The following is a 25,281-nucleotide window of genomic DNA, read 5'->3' on the forward strand; positions in this document are numbered from 1 at the left end:
TTGATCTGTACTTGCATCGAAAGAGTCGCCCACATTCCCGCTAATCGTTTGGCTAGCGTGGATTTCGTTGCCTTCTATGTCCACATACTCAATCGTTACATCCGCTGCTGGTATCAGATTTTTTGTGTAAATGTAGGTGACTGTTTGCGCGGTTTCGCTAAATACGCCTTTACTATTTTCTGGCAATTGGCTTTCATCTAGTGTATAGCCATCGATCGATAGTTTATATTGATCTGTACTTGCATCGAAAGAGTCGCCCACATTCCCGCTAATCGTTTGGCTAGCGTGGATTTCGTTGCCTTCTAAATCTACATACTCAATCGTGACATCAGCTGCGGGTACAGTTTTTTTTGTATAGATGTAAGTGATGGTTTGTGCTGTTTCACTAAATACGCCTTTACTGTTTTCTGGTAATTGGCTTTGATCTAAGGTGTAGCCTTCGATTGTTAGCTGATATTTTTCTGTACTGGCATCGTAAGAGTCGCCTACGTTTCCACTGATCGTTTGAGAAGTGTGAATTTCGTTGCCTTCTGTGTCCACATACTCGACCGTTACATCCGCTGCTGGTATCGGATTTTTTGTGTAGATATAGGTGACGGTTTGTGCTGTTTCACTAAAGACACCTTTAAGATTTTCTGGCAATTGGCTTTCATCCAATGTGTAGTCTTCGATTGCTAGTTGATATTTTTCTGTACTAGTATCGTAAGAGTCGCCTACGTTTCCACTGATCGTTTGAGGAGAATAAATTTCTTCGCCTTCTGTATCAACGTATTTTACTGTTATATCAGCTGCGGGTATCGGATTTTTTGTATAGATGTAGGTGACGGTTTGCGCTTTTTCGCTAAATATGCCTTTACTATTTTCTGGTAATTGGCTTTTATCTAAAGTGTAGCCATCGATCGATAGTTTATATTGATCTGTGCTTACATCGAAAGAGTCGCCTACATTCCCGCTAATCGTTTGACTAGCGTGGATTTCGTTGCCTTCTAAATCTACATACTCAATCGTGACATCCGCTGCTGGTACAGGATTTTTTGTGTAAATGTAGGTGATGGTTTGTGCTGTTTCACTAAATACGCCTTTACTGTTTTCTGGTAATTGACTTTCGTCTAGGGTGTAACCGTCAATTGATAACTTATACTCATCCGTACTAGCATCATATGAAGCACCAATGGTACCAGATAAAGTCTTCGTTTCATGGATTTCTTGCCCTTGAGTATCAAGATATCTGACAGTTACCTCTCCCGCCTGCTCCGGGTCAACAATGACATTGACTACATGTGTTGTATATACACTATATGAGGCTTGTCTAGCCATAAAAATTGCTACGTAAGTCCCCGGTTTGCTCGGATCAACATTTGTGTAGTACGGAAAGATCTGTGAGTCAGAAATACTTTTTTCTATGTTGCCGCTAAAATTTAACTTAAACGCCTCGATCCCTAATGCCTGTGTTGAGAAATCGAAGTTACTGTTTACAGGAATATGAATCGTATCGGGGCTATCTCCAAAAGCATACTCGCCTACAATTTGACGCTCATAAAGTGCCAATGTTTTGGTTTCTCCTGCTTGCAAATTGATAGAATTTCCAATCGATGTAAATGCGTAGTTCAATCTTTGATTCGTTGTACCCACTTGCTTAATAAAGTAGCCCCCTGAAGGAACCTGAATCGTTACCTTTCCTGAACTGTCCGTGACTAACAACGTCACTTCACCAGATGTCGAGGAGGTCAATGTGAAATAAGCGCCTTGGATTGGCTGGTTTGAATTACTATCTAAAACTTGAACCGTCAGTTGCGCATTGGCAGCTCTTGCAGACGACGGATCAACAGAAGAAGGGACATTATTTACAGGGCTTGCAGCAGGTTCTTCTTTATTTTCTGATCCGCTGATGGCTTCTTTACTGTCACTACTTGAGAGGTAGCTTGTCCAGCATCCGCAGAAGCATTCGTATCATCAGATTGTACAGTTTTCACTTCTTCCTGATCCACCTGCGGAGATTCTGAAAACACTTGGCTTTCCGCCACTACCTGAAATGCTGGCGTTACCACCGCAGCACTTAATAAGATTACTAAAGATAGAATAGATTTAAACTTCTTTTTCACAAACTTTCACCTTAACCTTCTTTTTCAAAATTAAAACCTTTTTATCCAAACTTTTTTTACGCCTAATAATCATTATAATTTATTAATTTTTAATTTACAAACAATTTTTTATTTAGCGTATCATCCACTCCTATCAAAAATTTTTTATGCGGACACATGAAATACCATTGATCGTTTGTATACTTAATTCACTTGTCATCACATTGCATCACCTCTTCAGAATTTTATAATTCAAGCACCCTTACCTTCAAGCAAATCCAGTGCTAATCAGCGCAAATCTTCTTTGCATCCTTGTTTTATCAATGATTTCATTTTCAAAAAAGCAAATTATTTTTACTTAATCGTGGCATTCTTTTTTTGAATAATTCGAGCAAGTCTATCTTCTACTCTCAAAATGTGCTATCTTTGAACATTTATCAGTTCATATATGACAATTGTTACTTATTACAGGTGAAGGACTCACTGAAAAAAATCGAGTAATTCCAGAAATTTTTTTAGGAATATCTGAAGGAAGCTCATTTTAATTTAATCTTATGTAAACAAAGAAAACATCTTGTGCATTTTTTCTTTAAATCGAGCTTTACAATTGTTTCTTTGAACCGCTTTATGATAGGATATGTCAGAAGGAGCATTGAAATGACTATAGCTGAAAAAATAAAAGAGAGTCGCTTGAAATTAGGACTCACCCAAAAAGAAGTTTCCGAAAAATTATTTGTTACCAGACAAACGATCTCAAATTGGGAAAACAACCGAAGTACCCCAGACATCGACACATTGATCAAATTAAGTGATCTCTATCAAATCGATTTAGAGTCACTACTAAAACCAGAACAATTAGCAGAAGAACCAGAAATAAAGAGTGAAGAGAAGAAACCAACCTTCCGCCTTCCTCTATACTTGCTAAATTTGACTGCAGTCGTCGCTTGCGTTTTCACCGACTTCTTAACACCTACTGGAACAATGACCTTATGGACAGCTGCTGCACATTTTTTGTTACTAGTTAACTTTGTCCTTTTATTCGGCTTTTTCCTCACAAAAAAAAGACCCCTCCCTGCAAAAACAATTGTCTTTGCATTAGGAAAAGGTCTGTTGATCTTAGCCATTATATTAGGTTTTACTCTTTGGTCGAATAAAGGAGCTTCCGCTGATGCGTTACATCTGATTGGCCATAATTATGGTCATTTTATCTATTTGACCTTTAAAGCAATTGGGGTGATTTATTTGTTTGATTGGCGGAAGTTTATCTACTAAAAAATTTAAGCAGTTTAAAAAACCGCGTGTTTTTTATCCTATTCAGATAAACAGTTAAAATCCATATTAAATAGAAAAGTACTCTGATATCTATACAAAATATCAGAGTACTTTGTTTTAGAACTCAGAAGGTTTTTCATTAGTTAAGCCAAAGCTGTATGCAATAGCATCTAAAATTCTCTGACTAGCAAATCCATCTCCGTAAGGGTTTGAAGCTTTAGACATTTGGTCGTAAATATCATTATCTTCAAGCAATTCTTTAGCAGACACAAATACTTTATCTTCACTTGTACCCACTAATCTTAATGTGCCAGCCTCTATTCCTTCTGGTCTCTCAGTTGTATCACGTAAGACTAATACAGGTTTTCCTAATGAAGGAGCTTCTTCCTGCACTCCTCCAGAATCTGACATAATCATATAGCTATGATTAGCAAAGTTTTGAAAATCCACCACGTCTAATGGTTCAATTAAATGAATTCGATCGCAATCAATCAAAGTTTCTTTTACGGTTTTTCGAACTATCGGATTCTTATGCATAGGGAATACCACATGTACATCATCAAAGCGTTCGACAATTCGATTTATTGCTTTGAAAACGTTCTTCATAGGATTTCCTAAATTTTCTCTTCTATGCATTGTAACTAGTATTATTTTTTTATCACCTATATCTGTTAATAAAGAATGACTATATTGGTCTGAAATCGTATATTTCATAGCATCAATAGCCGTATTTCCGGTAACGTAAATATCGCTGACATTTCTTTTTTCATTTAATAAATTCTTCTTACTCATCTCAGTAGGAGCAAAATAAATATCTGCTAAAACATCAGTGAGCTGTCTATTCATTTCTTCGGGAAACGGAGAGTACTTATTCCAAGTTCTTAGACCTGCTTCTACATGCCCAATTTTTATTTGATGATAAAAACTAGCTATTGATGCCGAAAAAGTTGTTGTCGTATCACCATGAACAAGAACAATATCTGGTTTTGCTTCTTCAAAAATCTGATCTAATTCTTTTATTACGCGACTTGTTATACCCGCTAATGTTTGTCCATCTTTCATTATATTTAAATCGTAATCTGCTGATAAATCAAAAATATTCATTACCTGATCTAACATTTGGCGATGCTGAGCCGTCACAGTTACAATTGACTCGAATCGAAGATCTTCTTCAATAGCTTTGACAAGTGGTGCCATTTTGATAGCCTCTGGCCTTGTACCAAATATTGTCATGATTTTAATTTTATTCATTTTATTCCTCTGTTTTCGTTAAAGTTTGTATGAAAAATCAAATATGTTATGAGGATCCAAAACTAGTTTGTTTTTAAGCTTATCTTGTTGGGATTTTATTTGTGAATGTGGAACCATTACTACCACAATCTCACTATCATTAATAAAAGAATCAAAATCCATGATTTGACTTTTAAGTACTCTATTATGAATCATTGGATCATAAACTCTGAAAGGTTCCGCGAAATGCTCTCCCATTTTCTCAAACATTTGCACTGTTGGACTTTCTCGATAATCATCAACATCCTGTTTATAGGATAATCCGTAAATACCTACCTTTGACTTGTCAGTAATTCCGTGGTCTTTCATTATGTCTGTAATTCTGCTTAAAACTAGGTCAGGCATAGATTCATTAACTTCTAATGCCGCTGAAATCAATTTCGTTAATCTTGGATAATCTCCAACTAAAAACCACGGATCAACAGGTATGCAGTGTCCCCCCACTCCTGGACCAGGATTTAATATATTTACCCTAGGATGCATATTTGAAATTCTAATAATTTCATGAACATCCAGATTATCATATCTTGCTATTTTAGTTAATTCATTTGCAAACGCGATATTAACAGCTCTAAATGTATTTTCTACAACTTTGCTCATTTCTGCTGTTCTAATATCAGTACAAATAATTTCTCCTTTACAAAATGTTTGGTAGATGGTTTTAACTTTTTCAGCTATTTCCGGTAGATCAGCCCCAATTGTTCTTGAATTGTTCTCTAACTCATAAATCATTTGTCCTGGTAGTATTCTTTCTGGTGCATGAACTAAGTGAATGTCCTTATTTAGTTCTAAGTCAGAATCTTTTATTAATGGTCTAATAAATTTATCTATTGTGCCTGGAGAAACAGTAGACTCAATAATTAATATAGTTCCTTTTTTACAGACCTTCAATATTTCTTTCGTTGCCGCTATAACATAGGAAGGATCAATTTTTTTGTTTAATTTATCATATGGAGTTGGTACTGTAACGATATAAACATCGGAAGCAATATATTCATTAGTAAATTTAATATCTTTGCTTATAGCTTGATTAAATAAATTTTCTAGTCCATTTTCTTCAAATGTTAATTCTTTTCTGTTTAATTTGGAAACTAATTCCATATTATAATCCGTACCGACCACTTCATTGTTATTTGCTGCTAAAATAAGCGATGTGGGTAAACCAATATATCCTAAACCTATAACGTTAATCATTTAATTTCCTCCTGTTTTTATAAATATAAAAGTATATTAGAACATAATTAAGAGAATATCCTAAACTGATTAAGATTAGAAAACTTTCAATAGGCAAATTCATTCTTTTAGAAACAATATATATTATTAATGAAATTACTAAAAAGAGTGATTGAAAAAAAAGTTCTATAGCTTGATTTTTTGTGACTATAAAATAATTCATCAAGGAAGATACAACCAATCTCACTCCAAACATTATTGAAAGGATTCTTACATAATCACCTGTCACGATCCAATTTTTCCCAAAAAGTATTGAAAAAAGTTGAGGTGAAAAAAGAAATAGCACAAGAGAAAAGGGAATAGCTAAACATAGCAAAATCATAGTATATTTTTTTAAGGTTTTCTCGATAGTATTATCTGTGTTCCACTCATCTGCTGAACTTTTCATAAATACTTTAGACATATTACCTGTTATCAATACTAAAGGTAATCCCAATATACGAAATGACAAACTATAATATCCAAAGATTTCAGTACCATATAAAGCCGTTATTAAAAAATTCAAAATTGTATATGACATTGAGTTAATAAAATGAGCTGGAAATGAATATTTAATCATATCTGCGTTACTAAAGAAAAAATTTTTCATTTCAGTCCTTGAAATATTGGCATTCTTAATTTCATTTTTTGGAACTATTCTCATTAAACTAATAAAACCCAGAAAATTTCCGAGCAGCAAAGAAAGCAACATACCATTAACACTAAAATTCAACAAACCTAAACATATCAACAATATATTTTGGGCTAAAGAACGTAAAAAATTATATTTACCAATAAGATTATAATTTTCATACCTGTTACTATAGGCTACACCTAAATTTGAAACTCCTGTAATTACCAATATAAAAAAAATCAGAAGGAATTGAAATAAGGATAGATTCATTCCGGAAATATCACAATACAATTTATACAAAACTACTGTAAAAAAACTTAATAAAAAAATTATCAAATAAGATAGTTTTAAAGCTATATAAGAATTTTTTTCACTTTTTTCAGATACAATTAAAGAATCAAATTTTAACGACAATATAGGCATTACCATGGAAACTACGGATGATATTAAGGTATAGAACCCAAATTGTTCAGGACTAAAAATACGTGTTGTCACTGGAGATAAAATGAAAGTAATTAGTTGCGCAAAAATCGACCATATAGTTAATTGAACCATGGGTGAATGTTTCACTCTATTCAAAAATTCATGCATTTAACTTTTCCACTTTCATTAATTCTATCACTCTTTTCATTTGACTTACCCATGTATAGTTTTCCACTGCAAAATCATGCATCTTTTCTTCATAATTTTCATTTATTTTTAAATTATTATAAAATTTAATAAGCAACTCAATATCTATTGGGTTTTCATTAGCATCTACTTGAAGAGCATAGCCAAACGTATCGCTTATTTTGGTTTCTTTGTAAGCATATACAAACGGAAGTCCAAGTGAACAATATTCTTTAGTCTTAATAGTTGAACCCTCTATTAGTCCAATTCTGTGCATACCGATCGAAGAGATTGCAACATCCGTCTTATTGTAAATAGAAATTAATTGCTCGTTAAATTTTGGTCCATGAAAAATAACGTGATTTTCTAAATTATTAAGTTTAACTAAATTTTTAAGATTGGAAATTTCAGGACCATCACCGACTATATTAAAAATAATTTTTTTATTGTTTTTAATATCATCAGTATATTCTTTTATACCATAAATAACTCTGTCAAAACCATGCCATTTAGATACATTAGCGACGCCTGTAAGAACAAAAGTACTTGAATCATGGATTTTATTCGTCAATGGTAAGTATTTAGTTACGTCTACACCATTATCAATTGGGATAGTTTTTACCCCCCAAATGCTATCGTATGGCATGTATGTTACTATTCTATTTACGTATTGATTAAGATTTCTAGACAAAAGATTATGCGTCATAAACAAAACGTTTTTCAAAATATATTCAATATATAATTTTTTATTTTTTAAATCTTTTAATTGCTCATCGAACTCACCTTTTATAGGATAAGTAGGAACTTCTAGGATTACCTTATCTTTTCCTACACATTTAAATAGTGATAATACACTGAAATCAATAGTATTTGGAAATCTTATATATACATAATCATAGTTACTTGATATTGCTTCCATTTTAAAAACTTTATAAATACTACGTTTGTATCGGGACAAGCCTTTTTTTATTTCAAATTTCTTTTTTATTTTCCCATTTTTTTGTATTAAAAGTTTGTTTCCTTCTCTATACATTAACTCGCTATTAATACCTAAATCATCAAAAGCATTTAATTGTGAAAGAATTTTTTTTTTGACACCTGCCATCTGCGGCAAATTAATATCAAAGTAAACCAAGTATAGCAATTTCATATTATCCCTCGCTTCATGTTCAATCTATTAAAGTACTATGGTTAGTTTTTTTCTACTTATACTTAACAATATATAGTTGACAGAAAACCAATACAACGGAGATACCCAGTATACGTTAGATAGCATAAGTGGAATAAATACTGAAACTATAAAAAAGAAATATACATTTTCTTGATTAGATTTATCATTTTTCATTTTAAACAGTTTGATTAAGTAGATAGACACAATAAATAATGGTAAAATCAAATAAATAACCCCACCTTCAATAAAATATTGTGCAAATAAATTGTGAGTATATACCCCATTTATACTTTCAAAATATCCTATTCCTCTACCAAATAAAATGTCTTTTACTCCGCCGATATCACTAGTAATTTTTTCAAATAAAAACATTCTTCCACTATCCAAATTTTGGTTTTCTATTATCAAATTCAGAGTTTTATCTATCGCATAAATTTCAATATGTAAATAACTCAGAACATCCTTCAAAAAAAAGAAAACCTTTGAAATATTTGACATGACAGCAAAAATTACAGCCCCAAAAACTCCAGTTAAAAAAATTCTAAGTCCAGTCGAATATTTATCTTTGTATAATATTTTCAGTAAAAAGAAAATCAATATACATAAAACTACACCTCGATTTCCTCTAGTTATAAAGAAATAACTTGATATTATAACCGTTATAGCAGCAACAAATTGATTAACTAAATTTTTTGAGTTTATCAAAACATATAAACTAGCAATGAAATTAGGTAACATCGAATAACTTATACCTAAAAGAATACCAATATCATAGTCATGAGTATAAACATTGAAAAGTAATATAGGTAAGGACAAACTTAAAATGTAACTCATCGAAATGAAAAATAAATCAAAATTAATAACTTTTGATAAAACAATAAAAGAAAAAAAACTGAAAAATAAAAAGTAAAACACATAGCTTTTGGTTGCTTCGAAATCAAAATTTATTACTGACAAAATTGAAATAAAAATAGTAACTAAAAAATATATAAATGATATAAGAGAAATTTTAATCTTACGTGTATTAAGATAAATTATTAAGAAGACCACTGCATAAATAAACTTATTGTAGTCATAATTCCCCAAAGAATAAGATATTAAATTTGCTGAAATAAAAATCGTAATTAAGAACATTACAAATTGATTATGCATTAACTTGTCTGTCATCTAATGGCCCTTCCATAATGCTTTTTTCAAAATAAACTAGATTATTATCAGTCTTTATAGGTTTAAATCCTAACCGTTTATAAAAATTTATTCCTCGAAAATTTGTATTCAGAACAGAGAGATAATAACTTTTATATCCCAGATCGTTTAAATAAACTTCAGAAAAATCGATTAAAGACTTTCCAATACCCTGGCTTCTATTTTTTTTATCAATTGCCAAAGACAACAAAGACATTCTAGGCATATCATAGATATTACTGTCTGATTTTACTGTAGAAATTACTCTAGATAATGTTCCACTGATCACAGGTTTATTAAGCAGCACAAATTTTTTTAATATATTTTTAGAAAGAAGCAAGAAATTATTCTTATAGAAAACATTTATTTGTTCTTCGAAATCTTCAACAAATAAAGCTAAACCAACAATTTCTTCACCGTCTTTAACCAAAAAAAACTTATTTTTTTTATTATTTAAAAAAAAGTAATAATACTTATTAAGAACGTCTTTTCCTAAATTAGTTAAATAATATCCTTCAAAATTTTCCAAATGAAAATCTACAATTTTATTTAGATCTGCGAATGTTGCTAGTTTGTAATCCATAATTCACCTCTTGTTAGATTTAAAAACAGAAAGCTGTTTAACAACTTCAACATCATCGAATTTTCTTGCAAAAAAGTTAGATGACGATTTTAAATATTCAACATCATCTCTCCCCCAAACTTTAGGGGTTCCATGGGTGAAATCAATACATCTTTTTATTCTCGAATAATCATTATCCATATTAATTCTTATACCTTCACAAAATGAAGAATTCATAAATAATGTTTGTACGAAACTTTCATCAGGGCAAAGTGTTCTTCGAAAAATATTATCAATTTCTTTTTCTTTCCCAATTAAGTATTGGGCAAAAGTATCTGTAATACTAAACCATTGAGAACCCATATAAAAATTGATGTTTGAATTACGTTCTATTCTGAAAAATTTTTGAAGTTTAATAGACAGATACCTCACTGAATGATAAAGCAATTTATTTAATTTGTTTCTGTTTTTGGGTAAAAGAATATCGTACGTCTTATATCGATCCATAAATAAATTTTTCTGCATCTCATCTTCTTTCCAAAAATGTATAAATTGTTTTGCTTTGCTATCATTGTAAAAATTAAAGATCTCCTCTTTATCTTCAATTAATGCATCTACACCTGAAAGTAAATGTAAGTAAGAATACTCATTTGTTCTTAGAGCAGTTTTTAATAACTCAATCTCAGCTTTTACTATATTATATGATCCCCATTTAATTTCAAATCTATTCTCCAAAAAATAAATTTTAGAATATTTAACATGATCTCTTATTGCAATAAAATCATCAATTGGTGTTTTTCTATCGACATGAACAAAAATATCATGATTCGAAAAATCTATTTTCTTTACTAGTTCATGAAATATTTGAGGGGCATTATGAGCCAGTATCAAATAAGCTTGTTTTTTTACCATTCTTCAACCCTTCTTTTCTAAAAGGAATCATAATAAATCCTAATAATGTACCCATGCCATACGATAAATGTAGAAGTGGTAGTATAAATATTAGGCAAAGATAATAAATATTAAATTTTTTCTGAATAAAGGTAATCATGGTTGTTAATACCAAAAATATAATATATATTGAAATAATTAGCAATAATGGTAGCGACGTGATGTTTAATCCTGAAAGAATCATACTAAATAAAAGACTCAGAACAAATAAAAAAGGTATAAAGTGAAATATTGAAAAACATTTGGCACAAACATAAGTCGTTAAGCCTATCCAATATCCATTGAAAAACTTTTGTTTAATCATTTTTTTCAAGCTGCTTCTTACATATTGATATGAAATAATATCAGGATCATATGAAAGTAATATGCCGTTTTTTCTCATTCTGTAATGAATTTCGTTATCTTCAGTACGGCCCAAACTTACATTTAATAAACCAATTTCATCAAATATTTTTCTTTCATAAACCCCGTGAAAAATACTATTTACATATTTTGACTTTTTAGAATTTCTGTAGGGAGCGATACTAGATCCAAAAATCGCTCCCTCTGCAGCTAATAATGCATCATTCCATTTAGTATTATCAGAAGGTGCCAATACATTCGGTCGTGCCCCCCCAGAAACTCTTTCTCCTTGTTCTATTCGAAAAATATTCTTTTCAACGAAATCATTCGGAATTGAAGAGTGTGCGTCAACTCTTAAAACCAAATCTGTTTTAGCGTTTTTTATACCTAGATTCCATCCATAAGCTAATCTCTTATTCTCGTTAGAAAGTATAATTGTATTCCTAAAATTTTGTTTTCTTTTAAACTCTCTCATAATTTCTAAAGTGTTATCAGTAGATAAACTATCAATCAATATTACATCAATTAAACTGTGACTATATGTTTGTTTTAGTAAATCTCCCAAAATATTTTCCAGATACTCTTCTTCATTCATCGCTACTATAATGATTGAAATAGTTAGCTTTTTCAAAAAAACACCTCTTTTATAGTTAAGAAGATGATTTTAATATCTTCCTTAAAACTAATTTTTTTCATATAATCAATGTTGTATTTCATTTTATTCGGGAGAATTTCCTTGATGTAGGTTTCATCTGTATTTTTAGATTTATTCAATAATTCTGCTTCATCTTTATACATGATACTTGCTCTAGATGTAACACCTGTAGGAAGTAACAATGTTGCCAACATCTCTTCATTATAAAAATTAACATATTTTGGAACCTCTGGTCGTGCACCAACAAAAGACATATCACCTAGCAATATATTAAATAGTTGAGGTAACTCATCAAGTCTAAACTTTCTTATGAATTTTCCAACTTTAGTAATTCTAGAGTCATTATTGACCGTTAAATACTGAGTGCTATTTGATACTTTCATGCTTCTGAACTTTATAATTTTAAAAATTCTACCATTTTTTGTGACTCTATCTTGTAAAAAAATCGGAGTGTTTCTATCTTCCAAATATATTAAAATAAAGATTATAAGCATTGGAATAAGCAAAACTATTATTAACAAAAGAGACAAAAGAATATCCGTAAACCTTTTAATTAATAAATATATATATTTCTTTCTAATTTGTTCTTTATAAACGTCAAACTTTTTATCGTCAATTTTATACAAATATGTCTGTCTATCCATTAATTTACCAACTCATTATATTTTTTAGCAATATAGCTTATTTGCTCTTCATCTAAATTGGTATGAAGAGGTAAAGAGATTTCATTGATAAACATATTATATGCATTTGGATAATTTTCCATTTTGAACCCCATATTTTTATAAGCTGTAAGTAAAGGTAGCGGTTTGTAGTGAACATTCGTAGCTATTCCTTCTTCTGCTAATTTGTTTATAATCTCGTTTCTTTCAAAAATCGAATTATCAAATCTTGTTAACATCAAATGCATGCTAGAATTTTCATGATTTACAGTATGAATGTTTTCTTTCAATAACTGCATATAATTAGTAACAATTTTTTTCCTTTTCATTAATAAATCTGAATATCTTTTTAGTTGCACTAATCCTAATGAAGCCTGAATATCCGTCATGTTACATTTGTAAGCAGGTAATACAATATCATATTCCCAAGATCCAAGCTGACTTTTTGCTAAGGCATCTTTCGTTTGTCCATGAAGAGAAAGCAAATTAATTTGATTGTAAATTTTTTGATTTATTTCATTGCCTAAATCTTTCCAGGTTAAACATCCCCCTTCAGCTGTTGTTAGATTCTTAACAGCGTGAAAAGAAAAACTTGTAAAATCAGCTATATTACCGCTCTTTTTTCCATATCTTGTCGCCCCAAAAGAATGAGCAGCATCTGATAAAACAATTACTCTATTAAACAATCTCTGGATTTCGTTATCAGCAGTAAACAACTTCCTTTTATTTTCTAACACACCAAATATTTTTTCGTAATCACATATTACTCCTGCTATATCCACAGGAATTATTGCTTTTGTTTTAGTAGTGATTGCTTTTTCTAATGCATCACAAGAAATTTCATATGATAGTTCATCCGTGTCAACTAATACTATTTTTGCACCTACATGATCAATAACACTTGCAGTTGCAGTATAGGTATATGCAGTTGTTATAACTTCATCTCCGGGGCCTATTCCCAACATCCTTAAACACATTTCCATACAAGCTGTTGCAGAATTTAAACAAATACTTTTTTTTGTTCCACAATAGTTTGATATATTATTTTCAAGTTCTTTTGTTTTTGGACCTGTTGTGATCCATCCGGATTTTAATGTGTCAATAACTTCTTCAATTTCTTGATTAGTAATATCTGGTGGCGAAAAAGGAATATTTATCATTATAAGTACCTCACTCTATTTATTAGAATCATTAGCAAACTTTACAATTTTTACTGCTAAATCTTTATCGTTTACTGGTAAATTCTCTATAAAGTCTAGAACCTTATTAAAAGAATAGCCAGTAATATTTCCTACAAAAATTTTCTCAAAGACTGCTTCATCATTCCGTTCTTTATCCAATAATAGTTCTTCGTATAATTTTTCACCAGGTCGAATCCCAGTTTCAACAATCTCAATCTCTTCTTCACTATAACCACTTAGACGAATCATATTCTTCGCAAGATCAACGATTTTCACCGGTTCACCCATATCTAAAACGAAGATTTCGCCACCTTTAGCAAGCGCCCCTGACTGAATAACTAAGCGGCTTGCTTCAGGGATTGTCATGAAATAGCGAGTCATGCGAAAATCAGTCACTGTGATTGGTCCGCCTTTTGCTATTTGCTCACGGAATACTGGAATCACACTGCCTCTTGAACCTAAGACATTGCCAAAACGCACAGCAGAAAATTTCGTGCAACCTTTTTCATTTAAGCCAGTAACAATCATTTCAGAGATGCGTTTGGTCGCACCCATGACGTTTGGCGGATTATTGGCCTTATCTGTAGAGACCATTACGAAGTTCTTCACTTTCGCGGCTTTAGCAGCTTCAGCGGTATTCTTGGTTCCGTAAATATTGTTTTTGACTGCCTCTTTAGGATTGTATTCCATCAATGGCACGTGTTTATGGGCTGCCGCATGATAGACGATATCCGGTTTGACTTCGTTCATGATTTCAAACATCTTTTCACGATCTTGTATATCGGCTATAACGGGAACGATTTCGGTAATATTGTCTTTAAAATTGATTTTCAACTCACGGTCAATTAAGTAAATTGAGTTTTCTCCATGTCCTAATAAAACTAGTTTTTTAGGATTGAATTGAATCACTTGGCGACAGATTTCGGAGCCAATCGATCCGCCAGCGCCAGTCACTAATATCGTCTTTCCAGTAATTTGATCTTTAATGGAGTCGATATCCAATTTGACTTCATCTCTGCCTAACAAATCAACGACATCGATTTTCTTCAAACGTGAGGTACTGATTTTTCCAGAGGCGATTTCTTCCATTGATGGCATCGTGTTGACTTTGACATGTAAAGGTTCAATTAAGCTAAAAATACTCCGCAATTTTTTCCGTGACAAAGAAGGAATGGCGATCGTAACCATATTGATCTCATACTTTTGAATCAAATCAGGTAAATCACTGATACACCCCAAGACTTTTTTCCCAGAAAGATAAGTGTTTCGTTTATTCGGATCATCATCGACAAATCCGATAATATTAATGTCACTTGCCGTTTTAGAACCTACAAAGCTATTATAAAGAATTCTGCCGCCTTCACCTGCACCGACGATCAAGGTATTCTTAACAACCTCATTGGACGTCCCTCTCATATTTTTTCTTTCTATATAGATCCGCCAAATCAATCGACTAGCTATGATCAAAAAGAGCGAAAGAAAGTACGTAAAGATCACTAACCGCACGCTATAGGTTTCATCACCAAAAAATAAGATCACATTGCAAGTAAAAGCGCTACATGATACAGCCAAGAAGATAGCGATCATTTCTTTCAGATTCGTATAGCGATTGATTCGAGAAAAAACACGGAACACGGAACCATAAAAAAGGTAGAAGCCGACAGACAGACTCACAGAGATCATTGTAAATTCCCTTGGAATCGCCACAAAGGGTCTCATAAAATAAACTGCTGCAATATTCGCTGCTATGATCAATAAACTATCTACAACTATCAAAGTTACAATTTTTCTTCTTCTCGTTAATTCAAACAACCCAGTTGCCCCCTAAAATAACCCGAATTTCTTTTTTTTCACTTCTGTATAAGCTGGAAAATTGATTTGATCCCCGTTTATCAAATCTTTTGTAACTTGCTTCATCAATGTTACTTTTTGCAAACCAAAATCTTTTTCAATTTGATCATAGGCTTCTTTTAAATAAAAGGTGCGTTTTGTAACGCCGTGGGCATCCGAAGCGACCATTTGAACAAGATTATGTTCAACCATCGTTTTTGCTGTTTTTTGGATCTCTTTTCCAAATACGCCGACATAACTTGGCGCAGTTAACTGAGCTAAACAGCCCATATCTAAAAAAGGGATGAGATTGTTAGGGTCTTTTCTAAAATGAGCATTCCGCTCTGGGTGGACAATGACTGGAATCTTTCCCAGCTGTAGTAAATCGAAGAATATTTGTTCTGTATACGTAGGCACTTCAATCGTAGGAAATTCTATCAAAATATACGTATCATCAAGATCTGTAAAAAGGATGGTATTTTTCTGTATATCCTCAATTAAATCTCCTGTTATTCTCACCTCTTGTCCCTCAAGTACTGTCAAAGACAAGTTCCGTGCGTCCAATTCTTCTTGTAAAGAAGTAACGAGAGAAATGACTTCAGACTTTGGATTGCGATATTTTCCGTTGTTATGATGTGGGGTACAAAGGATATGCGTGATTCCTTGGCTAATCGCTTTTTCTGCCATAGCGATGCTCGCATTGATGTCTTCTGCACCATCATCAATTCCTGGTAAAATGTGGCAATGTAAATCAATCATTTCTCTCGTCTCCTTCAAACTAATTAATTTCCATAATAATAGTAGTACCCTGAATCTTTCGAATGTTCGGCACCGTTATATACGACACCAACAATTCTTGCTTGGACCATATTTAAAAGATCTCTCGCTTTTGTTAAGGATTCTTTGCGAGCAACATTCTCTCGTACTACCAAAATCGTCCCATCTGCTTTAGATGCCATGATTTGCGCATCGGTCACAGCTACAACAGGTGGCATATCAAAAATAACCACATCGTAAAGGTTTTTCGCTTCTTCCATCACTTGGTTCATTCGGGCTGATCCAAGAAGCTCAGATGGATTTGGTGGTTTTGGTCCACTTGTTAAGACAGATAAATTATCGATCACCGTTTTTTGGGCTGCTTCAAGGACGCTCGTTGAGGTACTTAACACGGTACTCAATCCACTTGCATTGTTTAGACTGAATGTTTTGTATACAGTAGGCTTTCGCATATCGGCATCAACTAACAATACCCGTTGTCCTGATTTAGCAAAAACAACTGCTAAATTGGCTGAAGTTGTCGATTTCCCTTCCCCTGGACCAGAAGAAGTAACAACAATAGTCTTGATTTGTTTATCTGCGGAAGAAGCAAATTGAATATTTGTACGGATCGTACGATATTGCTCTGAGATTGGTGAAGAAGGATCAATTAGCGTGATCAAACTTACTGCATGTGTCTGCGTCCCAGTACGTTCTTGTTTTTTTGCCATCATTGTTCCCTCCTAGACCCGACTACGACTACGGCGTGATTCTGCCATTTTGTCGCCATTCGGTTTCTTAATCAATGGTATATTTGGTTTTTTCTGAATTGTTGCTGCCAACTCTTTCTGGGTCATTTGAGGCACAGTTCCTAAAATAGTAAGTTCAAGTGTTTCTGTAACAAATTTATCATCTTTGACAGTTCGATCTAGCAACTCCAATAAGAAGGCTAAGCCAACACCGACCATGATGCCTAGTACTAGACCAATGGCTAAGTTTAGTTTGTTGTTAGGTGAAACTGGAGTGGTACTAGCTACCGCACTTGAAATGATTGAGATTTTATCAACATTCATAACATCTTGGGCATTTTCTTGAAATACTAATGCAGTCGTGTTGGCAATATTTTGCGCTGACACTGCATTGGTACTAGTTGCCTGAATGGAAAACATTTGTGAGTTTTGCGATTGATTGATTGAAATGGATTCTTTCAATTGTCCGACAGTCAAGTCAAGGTTGTTTTCGGACTCCAGTCGATCCTTTACTTGTGTCATAACTAAATCACTGACGATCATATCCTTATACGTATTGATCATTTGCAGGTTTGTATTTACATCGTTTGCATTGGTAGTTTCTGATTGCGGCAATGTCACAATCAACTGGGCTTGTGAACTGTATTTAGGTGTAATGACAAAGAAGGTGAATATCCCTGCTAAAGCTAAACCAGCAAACATTGAAATAAAAATAGCAGCTAAGTGTTTCCGTAGAATTGCGAATATTTCTTTTAAGCTAATTGTTTCTTCCATCTTTTCTCCACTTTCCTATTCATTCTCTAGATTTAGTTGAGCTTTCAACTCTTTTTGAACTCTTGCTAATTCTTCGTCACTCACACGCTGATATGAGATGCCGTCTTGCATGAATCCTTCCCCTTGCAACTGATCTTGTTTGATCGTTTGAAAGGCACTGCGATAGTTAAAGGCTAAGGTTCGCATGTCATCGAAACTCATATCTGTTTTCATGTTTTGCTCAACAGCATTTAAGATCGTTTGATATTGGGTGATTCCATCAAGACTCAAGACTTTCTTAACGATCCCTTCAACGATTTTACGTTGGCGTTCTTGACGACCATAATCGCCGTTTGGATCTTCATAACGCATTCTTGAATAGGCAAGGGCTTGTTCGCCATTTAGTGACGTACGTCCGATAGCAAAATCAAAGCCATCTTGCGAAAAGGTGATTTCATTGTCAACTTCAATGCCGCCCACCGCATCGACTAATTCTTTTAAACCAGCCATATTGATTGATACGTAATGATCGATCGGAATATCCAAAAATTTTTCTACAGTGTTCATTGCCATCGCTGGTCCACCAAAAGCATAGGCATGGTTAATTTTATCTGTCGTCCCGTGTCCAACGATATCAACATAGGAATCTCGTCCAATACTCACCACCGTCGTCTGATTGTCTTGTGGGCTGATGGTCGCAACCATCATGGTATCTGAACGGCCTTGTTCGACTCTGCCTAAATCACCGGTATCGATCCCCATCAGTAAAACCGAGAAGGACTCTTGTTGGGATAGATCGACATCATTTTCACGTAGGCGATCTTCTCGATCACGCTCAACTGATTGATAGGTTTCGTTAATTGAGTTTGACACATCAAAATATAGTTTAGCAGCGACACCGATCAATCCGATGACTAACACTGCAACGATTGAAAAAATAATTAGAAAGATTTTTTTCCCTTTTGACATTTGCTTTCCTCCAGTTATCTCTATTTTCTTTGATACATGATTCCATTAGTAGACAACGTCTGAACTTTGATCTGTCCAGGTACCGTCTACTGCTGATGTATCCTCTGAATAACTTTCCGTTGAAGCGGGGGGTGTATACGTGCTGTATCCTGTGTACCCCATTTGGGTAGCGACTTTGTCTGCTAATTCGGTGTATTTCTCTTTCAATTCTTCATTGCGAACTTTGCTGATACTGTCGACTGCACTCAGGTATTTTTCTAATGTGACTTCACTGGTCACCTCATCCCCATCAAGCATTTCATCAAAAGTTTCTTGTAATTTTGCAATGCGGTCCAATTGAGTATCCGCATATTCTAGATAGGAAACAACTAACTCTTTCCATTTACTATCCTCAAAAAAGCTCAGATTTTCACGGACATTCCCAACATCCGTTTCTTTTAGATCAGCTCTTATGATGACATCATTTTCAGCACTTTGCCAATTTGAAACGCCTTCAGTAAATAAGGCTTCCGTATCCGCTTGTACTTTTAATTTTGCCTCGATGTCTTTTAGTTGATCATCAAGGGCGGCTTTTTCTTGTTGGATATCGACTGACTCACTTGGTAATGCATCGTCATCGATCCCATAATCGTCTGCAGATACTTTCACTGCAGAAAGTTTTGCGACTGTTTTAAGAACGTCTTCCTCTTTAAGATCTTTTCTTAAAAATGTTTGATCCTCGTTGCTGTATAATTCAGCAATTTCATTAGACAACTCATTGATGCGATCTTTTTCGCTGGCAATCGCTGTCTGTGCGTATTCGACTCGCTGCTGATATTGCCTTTGGTTATTTTGTCGGTAACCAATGAAACATATTGCAACTGCGCCAATACCAACGGCTAAAACAGTCAAAGTCTTTACTAACGGCTTTCCCATGAACACACTCCCTACTTCAATTGTGCTTGTTTAAGCATGCTGCCTTCGTCTCACATAATAAAGGCAATTCTAGTTTATTATAAGAGAAATGTATCATTAAATAAAGGAAATTCCTGTTTTTTCTTTTTAAAGGTATATTTTTCATCAACAAAAGACTTATATAATGGCAAACATCAGTTATTTTAAATATACATAAATAACGTGTAGCATACTTGACAGTTTTTTTAAACCCTCATTTTAAATAATAAATAACTCAGTGATAATCGTTGTTCTCATCGTCTTTGAGAGTTGTCCCATCATAGAAAAATAACCTCGAGCGATTATATTCATTCATTTTCTCAACATCTTTTCATTATAAATAGAAAAGATAAGAATTTCAGAAAGAAAAGTTAAATGCTTTTGTTGTTATTATAAATCGATTGGGCAAAACTGAATATTTTTCTTGGGGCACATAGGGTTTCCTTCGCGGTTACTATTTATTTACACCAATCGTTCCTGTTAAAATTATAAGTTATCTTCCCCAAACTGACTTCCCCCCTCAATTCCGCCCTTTTATCTCCTATCGGTTTATTTCAAATATAATTAATCACTCAATTTTTATTTTATCGTAATATAATTGTCACCTCTCTCTTACTATTCAATGCCAATCAATTTCCTTCTTTGCACTGAAAAAACGTGTTTCTACCTATATATATGCCGATCATCAGTTGATTTATAGAAAATGCAAAAAATCTGGCACAGGCTCAGGTATAGATTTCACCAACCGATGAAATACGTGATTTGTTTTTTCTTCCCTATCTTCTTTAAGATGAATAAGTAAGATTTGCGATTTTATTCATGAAAGGAGCCACGTCTTGAGAAATTTTCAAATTAATTTTATTACCAACACTGCAACGATTCGATGGCTGAAAATTTTGATGGCATTCGAGAAAAATTATCAATGTTCGACTCAAGGTTTGGCAAAGATTTCAGGAAGTACCACGCGAACGATCGTAACGGACATAACGGATCTAAAAGAGTATTTTGGCGACTGTTTATCGATCGACTCTTCTCATAAGGGGTATATTTTTTCAATCAAGCAGTCTGCTGTGTATTTAACGAAAAAACGTGCGCTGATTGCCGATGAGATATTGTTCCATATCATCGAAAGTATTTTCCACAATGATCTTTATAGCTCATCGGAATGGGCAGAGAAGTACCATATATCAGAAAGCACCGTTCTTCGCTATTTGCGGAAGGTGCAACCTATTTTCTCTTTCTATCGTTTGGAGATCCAAACCAATCCTATTTGCTTTCTTGGTGAGGAGATCAATATTCGCAAGTTTTTCCATGATTTCTATTATGAATCGGAAATTACTGCCCATACGATCTTTCCACCGATCGCCATCCAAAATATCACTGCTAGTGCTTTTTCAAGATGTTATCAACTCGACCAGCATGCTTGTTCATTTGGTGAATTCAATTATTACTTGTATATCACCTTTGAGCGCCATTGTGCGGGTCAACGTATCGAATTGCCTAAGCAAATAAAAAAACTATTTGAACAGTATAATGATTTTCGGCTATTTTCTGAAATCAATGAGGCTGTGAGTGAACAATACCAAAAAGAACTTCCCTATGAGGAAGTCCTTTATTTGTTCTTATTAGTGAAAACCCGTCGCTCGATCAGTAACTTAGCAATCGAGCAAACCTTTTGTAGAGAGTATAATCATTGGCCTGAAATCAAGCAGCTTGCGGCAGCCTTTGTCAAGGATTGCTTGCCAGATACACAAGATAGCGCTCGCGACCGACTCTTAGTAGAGTCCTTTTTTACGGTAGCAAAAATCAAGCAATTATTATCCCCTTTATTAAACCATATGATTTCTGATACCGTTCAATTTGTCGAAGAGGCGTATACGGACGATTATCATCTAATTAAAAACTATCTGTTGACGCAACCATTAGCTAGAGAAATTTGGGACAGTAACACACTGGAGCACTTAGGAACGAGTCTTACGATGTACGTTACTTCTATTAAATCGTTGTACTGGCAAGCCAAGAAGAATATCGCTTTTTTGTTCGAAGGACCCTTTTATTTATGCCAATTATTAAAATGCAAATCTGTTCGTTATTTGCGCAGTTCTCGGACCTTTTATTTCCCGGACTCCAATGAATTGTCCGCAGGCTATTTGGAAAAAAATCAAATTGATTTGATCGTAACCAACTACACGGAATACATTACCGAATATGCGCAAGTCATTGATTATTTGCTATTCAAAACCTTTCCCGATGTGCACGATTGGGAAGCTTTAGAGGAAACGCTAATTTCAATCCTTGATCAGCGAACACCCGCCGTTCCCTCGATCTGACCAAGTTATTCAAAAAATGCTCCTGAGAATGAGTGTAAGAGCTTGTGAGCAGTTTAACAATAAATCCAGAGCCTATCGCTTATGTCGTCACTGACGCAGCGATAGGCTCTCTTCTTATGCCTTCCTACATTAAAAGTAAAAAAAGAAGCAGCCACTTCATTCAGTGAGCTGCTTCTTGCTAGTTGATTGATTAATCAAGGATCGTTACTTTTACTTGACGACGGCCCCATTGGATACATTGTGCGACGTTATCAAAGTGAACATCAATGATATTTCCTTTGATCGCGCCACCAGTATCAAGCGCTAATGCTACGCCATAGCCTTCAACATTGACTAAGGTGCCTAACGGAATCACGCTTGGATCAACGGCAACTGCCATTGGATTTTTACGTAAGTCTGTCCCACTTGCTGTAAAGAAACTAGAGCCAGCTTCTTTATACGAGTAAGCAGTTGATTCCATCATCAATGTTCGACCGCTACTTGTATTGCTGTTGTTGCTATTGTTATTACTGTTGTTAGTTGTATTGCTTGAACTGCTGTTCGAGCTATTGTTGTTGCTTGAAGAGCTGCTCGCTGATGAGCTGCTACTTTCAGTCGTATTGCTGCTCGATGAAGCAGACGCTTGGGATTCAGAAGCGCTTGAACGTTCGGCAGCTTGGGCTGCTTCTTTTTCAGCTTTTTCTTTCGCTGCTTGTTCCGCCGCTTCTTTGGCTGCTCGTTCTTCTGCTGCTTTTTCAGCAGCTAAGCGAGCTGTTTCAGCTTCTTTGCTGGAAGCGATTTGTGCCAAGGTTGCTTCGTTTTCTTTCAATTGGGCTTGTAGATTCGCAATTTTTGAATCCAGTGTTTTGGCTTCTGATTCTAATGCGGTTTGATTTTCTTTCAATGATTGCTGTGTTGACTGTGCTTTTTCTTCTAAAGCTTCCAGCTTTTCTTTTTCTGCTGTCAACGAATCGATCTTTTCTTTTTCCAAGTTTTGTAACATCGTCATCGCATAGGCACGATTGATAAAATCTTGGATGTTGGATGATTCTAACAGTACCGTCCAGTCTCTGGTTGCCCCACCATTGACTTGGATGTCTTTCATACGTTCCGCAACGACAGCTTCACGCTTTTCAATTGTTTCTTGTGCAGTTTTGATTTCTGCTTTGGTTGTTGCTAATGATTCTTCATTTTCAGCGATTTGAGCTTTTAGCTCTTCTACCTCACTGTATTTCGCATTCACATCAGTCAATGCAATCTGTACTTCCGTACTGATTTCCTGACTTTGCTGCATGACGGCACTTTCTTGCTCTTGCAATGATTCAAGTGACTCAGCCTGCGCAAAGATTGGAGAAACGATTCCTGCCGCAAAGACAGCGACAACGATTGTTCGTAGTTTCTTTGCCTTCAAAAAATTCCCTCACTTCTCACTATGGTTTCCAACATATCCTATTATACAAATTCTTAAGAAGAATTTTATTGCAGGACCTTTACAATTTATTACAAATTATCGTAAAAGTGGGTGTTTTCATCGTCTTTTTCAACTAAAATCAGTCAGAAGTGGGAAGAATCAGTATTGATAAGGGTTTATTTTTTGTAATCTAACCGTAACAAACCTATTTTTTCTTACGAATCGCTTCAATAAATCGAGACAATTCCTGACTGCTTTTTATCTGATTGATTTCTAACTTTTGAAAGTTTTTTAAGAGTCTTCTTTGATGGAAATTCAATCTCGGTAGATTTTGTTTTAATACGCGCCATTCTTCTGGAAACGCTGCGAAGCGCCCTTGCCAATCGTTTTTATATTGCTCAATATTTTCAGCCAATTCTTTTTTGTGCTGCTCAAAGGCTTGATTGACTTGTTGTACCGCTTTCTGAAAGGCAACCAAGTTAGCAAGGGTATAGCCCATATCAAAAGAAAGAACCATTAATAAGAAAACGGGCAATAAGAATCCAACCCGAGCAATCAAGATTTGCACGATCTCTAGCATCTGCGGATGAACAAATCGAACAATCAGCACACAACACACGCCCCAAAAAAGAGAAATCGGCAATGCCACCCGTCCATTGATATTCAGTGGTACTTCTTTGTAATCCCACCATGAGGCATGAAAAAACCGCTCAAGTAAATAACTTGTCACATATTCAAGCACGGTGACCAACAACGCTGCCGCAAAGAACAGTGGAATCACTTGCTCATGCAATGGCCGTAACAAATAGACAACGCCCAGAATACCAAAGCCATAGATGGGTGTGATCGGACCAATAAGGAACCCCCGATACACAAAGTGCTTGGCTTTTAGTGAGCAATAAATGGTTTCCCAAAGCCATCCGATAAATGAGTACAAGAAAAACAATAAAATGATCCATTCAAATTGAACCATACCTCTCCGCTCCTTTTCAAACTGTTGCAATGATCTGTGCAATCGTACTTGTCATCACAATCATACCACAAATCAATCGGTCTTATTTTGAATCAGTGCAGTAGCTTATTCCTCGTTTGAACGGTCTTTTTTGTTGCTTATTGATCACCAAAAATAATTGATGGGTGCACTTGTTCTTTCAAACTATAGCCACACAGTTCTTTGTTAAAGGTAAAATGATCTTGTTCCACATTGGCAATGATCTCATCTTCGGAAAATCCGTGAAAATCGTAGTCATTGATGTAACTGCGAAGTAATACTAATTTTGCATCGATCAAGAGAACTCGTTGGATGTCCATCCAAAAAGCCATGTCTTTGTTTTTCAATTTTTTTTCAATTCTGCTTCCTGTGCTAACCAGTACGCATAGACTGATGGCATTTCACCTTTAATGGTTTCAGCAGATAATCCTTCTCTCATTTTTACTAGATACTCATTCACTGATTGATAAAACAATTTCCTTCCCCCTAGTTCCATTATTTTTAAACGTAGATCCTATGTTCCTTCTATCTCCTCGCCGCTTTGAGCTATCTTTCTCTATCCGACTGTCGCTGATGTCGCCTACTTTTTGTATCGAAAGAAGCCATAGTATTTCGCAACAAAATTCTGACAATTATTCAAAACAAATAGATACATAAAAAACACACTATTATTTTATAGATATAACCGACACAATTGGGAGCGTCAATAATTTTGTGTAAATGATTCTTCCCTACTGCAGATTGTTTCTAATTCTCAATCAGTTGGCTTAGCA

The 25,281-nt window shown here is 34.4% G+C and carries 22 protein-coding genes and 1 pseudogene; 2 read left to right on the plus strand and 21 right to left on the minus strand.

The annotated features are described in order from the left end of the window. Positions 1–2,102: pseudogene (locus ACI3E5_RS16330) on the minus strand (MucBP domain-containing protein); the annotation flags it as partial. Positions 2,103–2,738: 636 nt separating this feature from the next. Between ACI3E5_RS16330 and ACI3E5_RS16335 the strand changes: the two are divergent. After that, entirely contained in the window at positions 2,739–3,353 is a 615-nt protein-coding gene (locus ACI3E5_RS16335) for a helix-turn-helix domain-containing protein (RefSeq protein WP_272016749.1), read from the plus strand. Positions 3,354–3,470: 117 nt separating this feature from the next. Here the strand turns inward: ACI3E5_RS16335 and wecB are convergent, their stop codons facing one another. The 16 genes from wecB to ACI3E5_RS16415 are packed head-to-tail and all read right to left on the minus strand — an operon-like array spanning position 3,471 to position 19,779. Further along, positions 3,471–4,604, minus strand: a complete 1,134-nt coding sequence (gene wecB, locus ACI3E5_RS16340) for a non-hydrolyzing UDP-N-acetylglucosamine 2-epimerase (RefSeq protein ID WP_325843235.1) — start codon at positions 4,602–4,604, stop codon at positions 3,471–3,473. 18 nt (positions 4,605–4,622) lie between these two features. Beyond that, the gene (locus tag ACI3E5_RS16345) at positions 4,623–5,837 is read right to left on the minus strand and encodes a nucleotide sugar dehydrogenase (protein WP_375352585.1); all 1,215 of its coding nucleotides are present in this window, start codon (positions 5,835–5,837) and stop codon (positions 4,623–4,625) included. Further along, on the minus strand, positions 5,830–7,080 hold the full coding sequence (locus ACI3E5_RS16350; RefSeq protein WP_272016754.1) for a lipopolysaccharide biosynthesis protein: 1,251 nt from the start codon (positions 7,078–7,080) through the stop codon (positions 5,830–5,832). The genes ACI3E5_RS16345 and ACI3E5_RS16350 overlap by 8 nt, the downstream gene beginning before the upstream one ends. After that, the gene (locus tag ACI3E5_RS16355) at positions 7,073–8,248 is read right to left on the minus strand and encodes a glycosyltransferase (protein WP_086294939.1); all 1,176 of its coding nucleotides are present in this window, start codon (positions 8,246–8,248) and stop codon (positions 7,073–7,075) included. The genes ACI3E5_RS16350 and ACI3E5_RS16355 overlap by 8 nt, the downstream gene beginning before the upstream one ends. Before the next feature lie 27 nt (positions 8,249–8,275). Then, on the minus strand, positions 8,276–9,436 hold the full coding sequence (locus tag ACI3E5_RS16360) for a hypothetical protein (protein ID WP_498822056.1): 1,161 nt from the start codon (positions 9,434–9,436) through the stop codon (positions 8,276–8,278). After that, positions 9,414–10,037, minus strand: a complete 624-nt coding sequence (locus ACI3E5_RS16365; RefSeq protein ID WP_272016756.1) for a GNAT family N-acetyltransferase — start codon at positions 10,035–10,037, stop codon at positions 9,414–9,416. The genes ACI3E5_RS16360 and ACI3E5_RS16365 overlap by 23 nt, the downstream gene beginning before the upstream one ends. Before the next feature lie 3 nt (positions 10,038–10,040). Continuing rightward, complete coding sequence (locus ACI3E5_RS16370) at positions 10,041–10,928, minus strand: beta-1,6-N-acetylglucosaminyltransferase (protein ID WP_086294937.1); 888 nt, start codon at positions 10,926–10,928, stop codon at positions 10,041–10,043. Next, the gene (locus ACI3E5_RS16375) at positions 10,891–11,940 is read right to left on the minus strand and encodes a glycosyltransferase family 2 protein (protein ID WP_445048777.1); all 1,050 of its coding nucleotides are present in this window, start codon (positions 11,938–11,940) and stop codon (positions 10,891–10,893) included. Before ACI3E5_RS16375 ends, ACI3E5_RS16370 begins: the two co-directional genes overlap by 38 nt. Beyond that, positions 11,937–12,608 carry a sugar transferase gene (locus tag ACI3E5_RS16380; protein WP_498822057.1) on the minus strand — a complete coding sequence of 224 codons (672 nt, stop codon included), beginning with the start codon at positions 12,606–12,608 and terminating at the stop codon, positions 11,937–11,939. Before ACI3E5_RS16380 ends, ACI3E5_RS16375 begins: the two co-directional genes overlap by 4 nt. After that, positions 12,608–13,786, minus strand: a complete 1,179-nt coding sequence (locus tag ACI3E5_RS16385; RefSeq protein ID WP_498822058.1) for a DegT/DnrJ/EryC1/StrS family aminotransferase — start codon at positions 13,784–13,786, stop codon at positions 12,608–12,610. Before ACI3E5_RS16385 ends, ACI3E5_RS16380 begins: the two co-directional genes overlap by 1 nt. 15 nt (positions 13,787–13,801) lie before the next feature. Continuing rightward, positions 13,802–15,619: a polysaccharide biosynthesis protein gene (locus ACI3E5_RS16390; RefSeq protein ID WP_491854610.1), complete on the minus strand. Its 1,818-nt coding sequence runs from the start codon at positions 15,617–15,619 to the stop codon at positions 13,802–13,804. Positions 15,620–15,631: 12 nt separating this feature from the next. Then, positions 15,632–16,396, minus strand: coding sequence for a tyrosine-protein phosphatase (locus tag ACI3E5_RS16395; protein ID WP_272016761.1), 765 nt, complete (start codon positions 16,394–16,396; stop codon positions 15,632–15,634). A gap of 23 nt (positions 16,397–16,419) precedes the next feature. Next, on the minus strand, positions 16,420–17,127 hold the full coding sequence (locus ACI3E5_RS16400; protein ID WP_373270290.1) for a CpsD/CapB family tyrosine-protein kinase: 708 nt from the start codon (positions 17,125–17,127) through the stop codon (positions 16,420–16,422). A gap of 9 nt (positions 17,128–17,136) precedes the next feature. After that, positions 17,137–17,916 (minus strand): YveK family protein, encoded by a 780-nt coding sequence (locus tag ACI3E5_RS16405; RefSeq protein WP_272016763.1) that lies wholly within the window; start codon positions 17,914–17,916, stop codon positions 17,137–17,139. 15 nt (positions 17,917–17,931) lie between these two features. After that, positions 17,932–18,864: an LCP family glycopolymer transferase gene (locus tag ACI3E5_RS16410; RefSeq protein WP_015509384.1), complete on the minus strand. Its 933-nt coding sequence runs from the start codon at positions 18,862–18,864 to the stop codon at positions 17,932–17,934. Between the two features lie 45 nt (positions 18,865–18,909). Then, entirely contained in the window at positions 18,910–19,779 is an 870-nt protein-coding gene (locus ACI3E5_RS16415; protein WP_498822059.1) for a hypothetical protein, read from the minus strand. Positions 19,780–20,633: 854 nt separating this feature from the next. On the opposite strand from ACI3E5_RS16415, the gene ACI3E5_RS16420 reads away from it, so the two are divergent. After that, positions 20,634–22,127, plus strand: coding sequence for an AcpB/EbpR/MafR family transcriptional regulator (locus tag ACI3E5_RS16420; protein WP_498822060.1), 1,494 nt, complete (start codon positions 20,634–20,636; stop codon positions 22,125–22,127). Positions 22,128–22,317: 190 nt separating this feature from the next. Here ACI3E5_RS16420 and ACI3E5_RS16425 read toward each other — a convergent pair whose 3' ends face one another. The 4 genes from ACI3E5_RS16425 to ACI3E5_RS16440 form a co-directional block, all read right to left on the minus strand. After that, positions 22,318–23,517 (minus strand): 3D domain-containing protein, encoded by a 1,200-nt coding sequence (locus ACI3E5_RS16425; protein WP_010747865.1) that lies wholly within the window; start codon positions 23,515–23,517, stop codon positions 22,318–22,320. A 205-nt stretch (positions 23,518–23,722) separates the two neighbouring features. Further along, positions 23,723–24,490, minus strand: coding sequence for a putative ABC transporter permease (locus ACI3E5_RS16430; RefSeq protein ID WP_010747864.1), 768 nt, complete (start codon positions 24,488–24,490; stop codon positions 23,723–23,725). 137 nt (positions 24,491–24,627) lie between these two features. Further along, the gene (locus tag ACI3E5_RS16435; protein ID WP_375354036.1) at positions 24,628–24,855 is read right to left on the minus strand and encodes a DUF7006 family protein; all 228 of its coding nucleotides are present in this window, start codon (positions 24,853–24,855) and stop codon (positions 24,628–24,630) included. Next, positions 24,852–24,983, minus strand: coding sequence for a DUF7006 family protein (locus tag ACI3E5_RS16440; protein WP_375354034.1), 132 nt, complete (start codon positions 24,981–24,983; stop codon positions 24,852–24,854). Before ACI3E5_RS16440 ends, ACI3E5_RS16435 begins: the two co-directional genes overlap by 4 nt. Between the last annotated feature and the right edge of the window lie 298 nt (positions 24,984–25,281).

Source organism: Candidatus Enterococcus avicola, from assembly GCF_047470845.1.
In the GTDB taxonomy this organism is placed as follows: Bacteria; Bacillota; Bacilli; order Lactobacillales; family Enterococcaceae; genus Enterococcus_D; species Enterococcus_D casseliflavus.

Bases quoted from the DNA above. Each gene is read 5' to 3' on its own strand.
- ACI3E5_RS16335 (WP_272016749.1), top strand. From the start codon at position 2,739: ATGACTATAGCTGAAAAAATAAAAGAGAGTCGCTTGAAATTAGGACTC.
- wecB (WP_325843235.1), bottom strand. From the start codon at position 4,604: ATGAATAAAATTAAAATCATGACAATATTTGGTACAAGGCCAGAGGCT.
- ACI3E5_RS16345 (WP_375352585.1), bottom strand. From the start codon at position 5,837: ATGATTAACGTTATAGGTTTAGGATATATTGGTTTACCCACATCGCTT.
- ACI3E5_RS16350 (WP_272016754.1), bottom strand. From the start codon at position 7,080: ATGCATGAATTTTTGAATAGAGTGAAACATTCACCCATGGTTCAATTA.
- ACI3E5_RS16355 (WP_086294939.1), bottom strand. From the start codon at position 8,248: ATGAAATTGCTATACTTGGTTTACTTTGATATTAATTTGCCGCAGATG.
- ACI3E5_RS16360 (WP_498822056.1), bottom strand. From the start codon at position 9,436: ATGACAGACAAGTTAATGCATAATCAATTTGTAATGTTCTTAATTACG.
- ACI3E5_RS16365 (WP_272016756.1), bottom strand. From the start codon at position 10,037: ATGGATTACAAACTAGCAACATTCGCAGATCTAAATAAAATTGTAGAT.
- ACI3E5_RS16370 (WP_086294937.1), bottom strand. From the start codon at position 10,928: ATGGTAAAAAAACAAGCTTATTTGATACTGGCTCATAATGCCCCTCAA.
- ACI3E5_RS16380 (WP_498822057.1), bottom strand. From the start codon at position 12,608: ATGGATAGACAGACATATTTGTATAAAATTGACGATAAAAAGTTTGAC.
- ACI3E5_RS16385 (WP_498822058.1), bottom strand. From the start codon at position 13,786: ATGATAAATATTCCTTTTTCGCCACCAGATATTACTAATCAAGAAATT.
- ACI3E5_RS16395 (WP_272016761.1), bottom strand. From the start codon at position 16,396: ATGATTGATTTACATTGCCACATTTTACCAGGAATTGATGATGGTGCA.
- ACI3E5_RS16400 (WP_373270290.1), bottom strand. From the start codon at position 17,127: ATGATGGCAAAAAAACAAGAACGTACTGGGACGCAGACACATGCAGTA.
- ACI3E5_RS16405 (WP_272016763.1), bottom strand. From the start codon at position 17,916: ATGGAAGAAACAATTAGCTTAAAAGAAATATTCGCAATTCTACGGAAA.
- ACI3E5_RS16410 (WP_015509384.1), bottom strand. From the start codon at position 18,864: ATGTCAAAAGGGAAAAAAATCTTTCTAATTATTTTTTCAATCGTTGCA.
- ACI3E5_RS16415 (WP_498822059.1), bottom strand. From the start codon at position 19,779: ATGGGAAAGCCGTTAGTAAAGACTTTGACTGTTTTAGCCGTTGGTATT.
- ACI3E5_RS16430 (WP_010747864.1), bottom strand. From the start codon at position 24,490: ATGGTTCAATTTGAATGGATCATTTTATTGTTTTTCTTGTACTCATTT.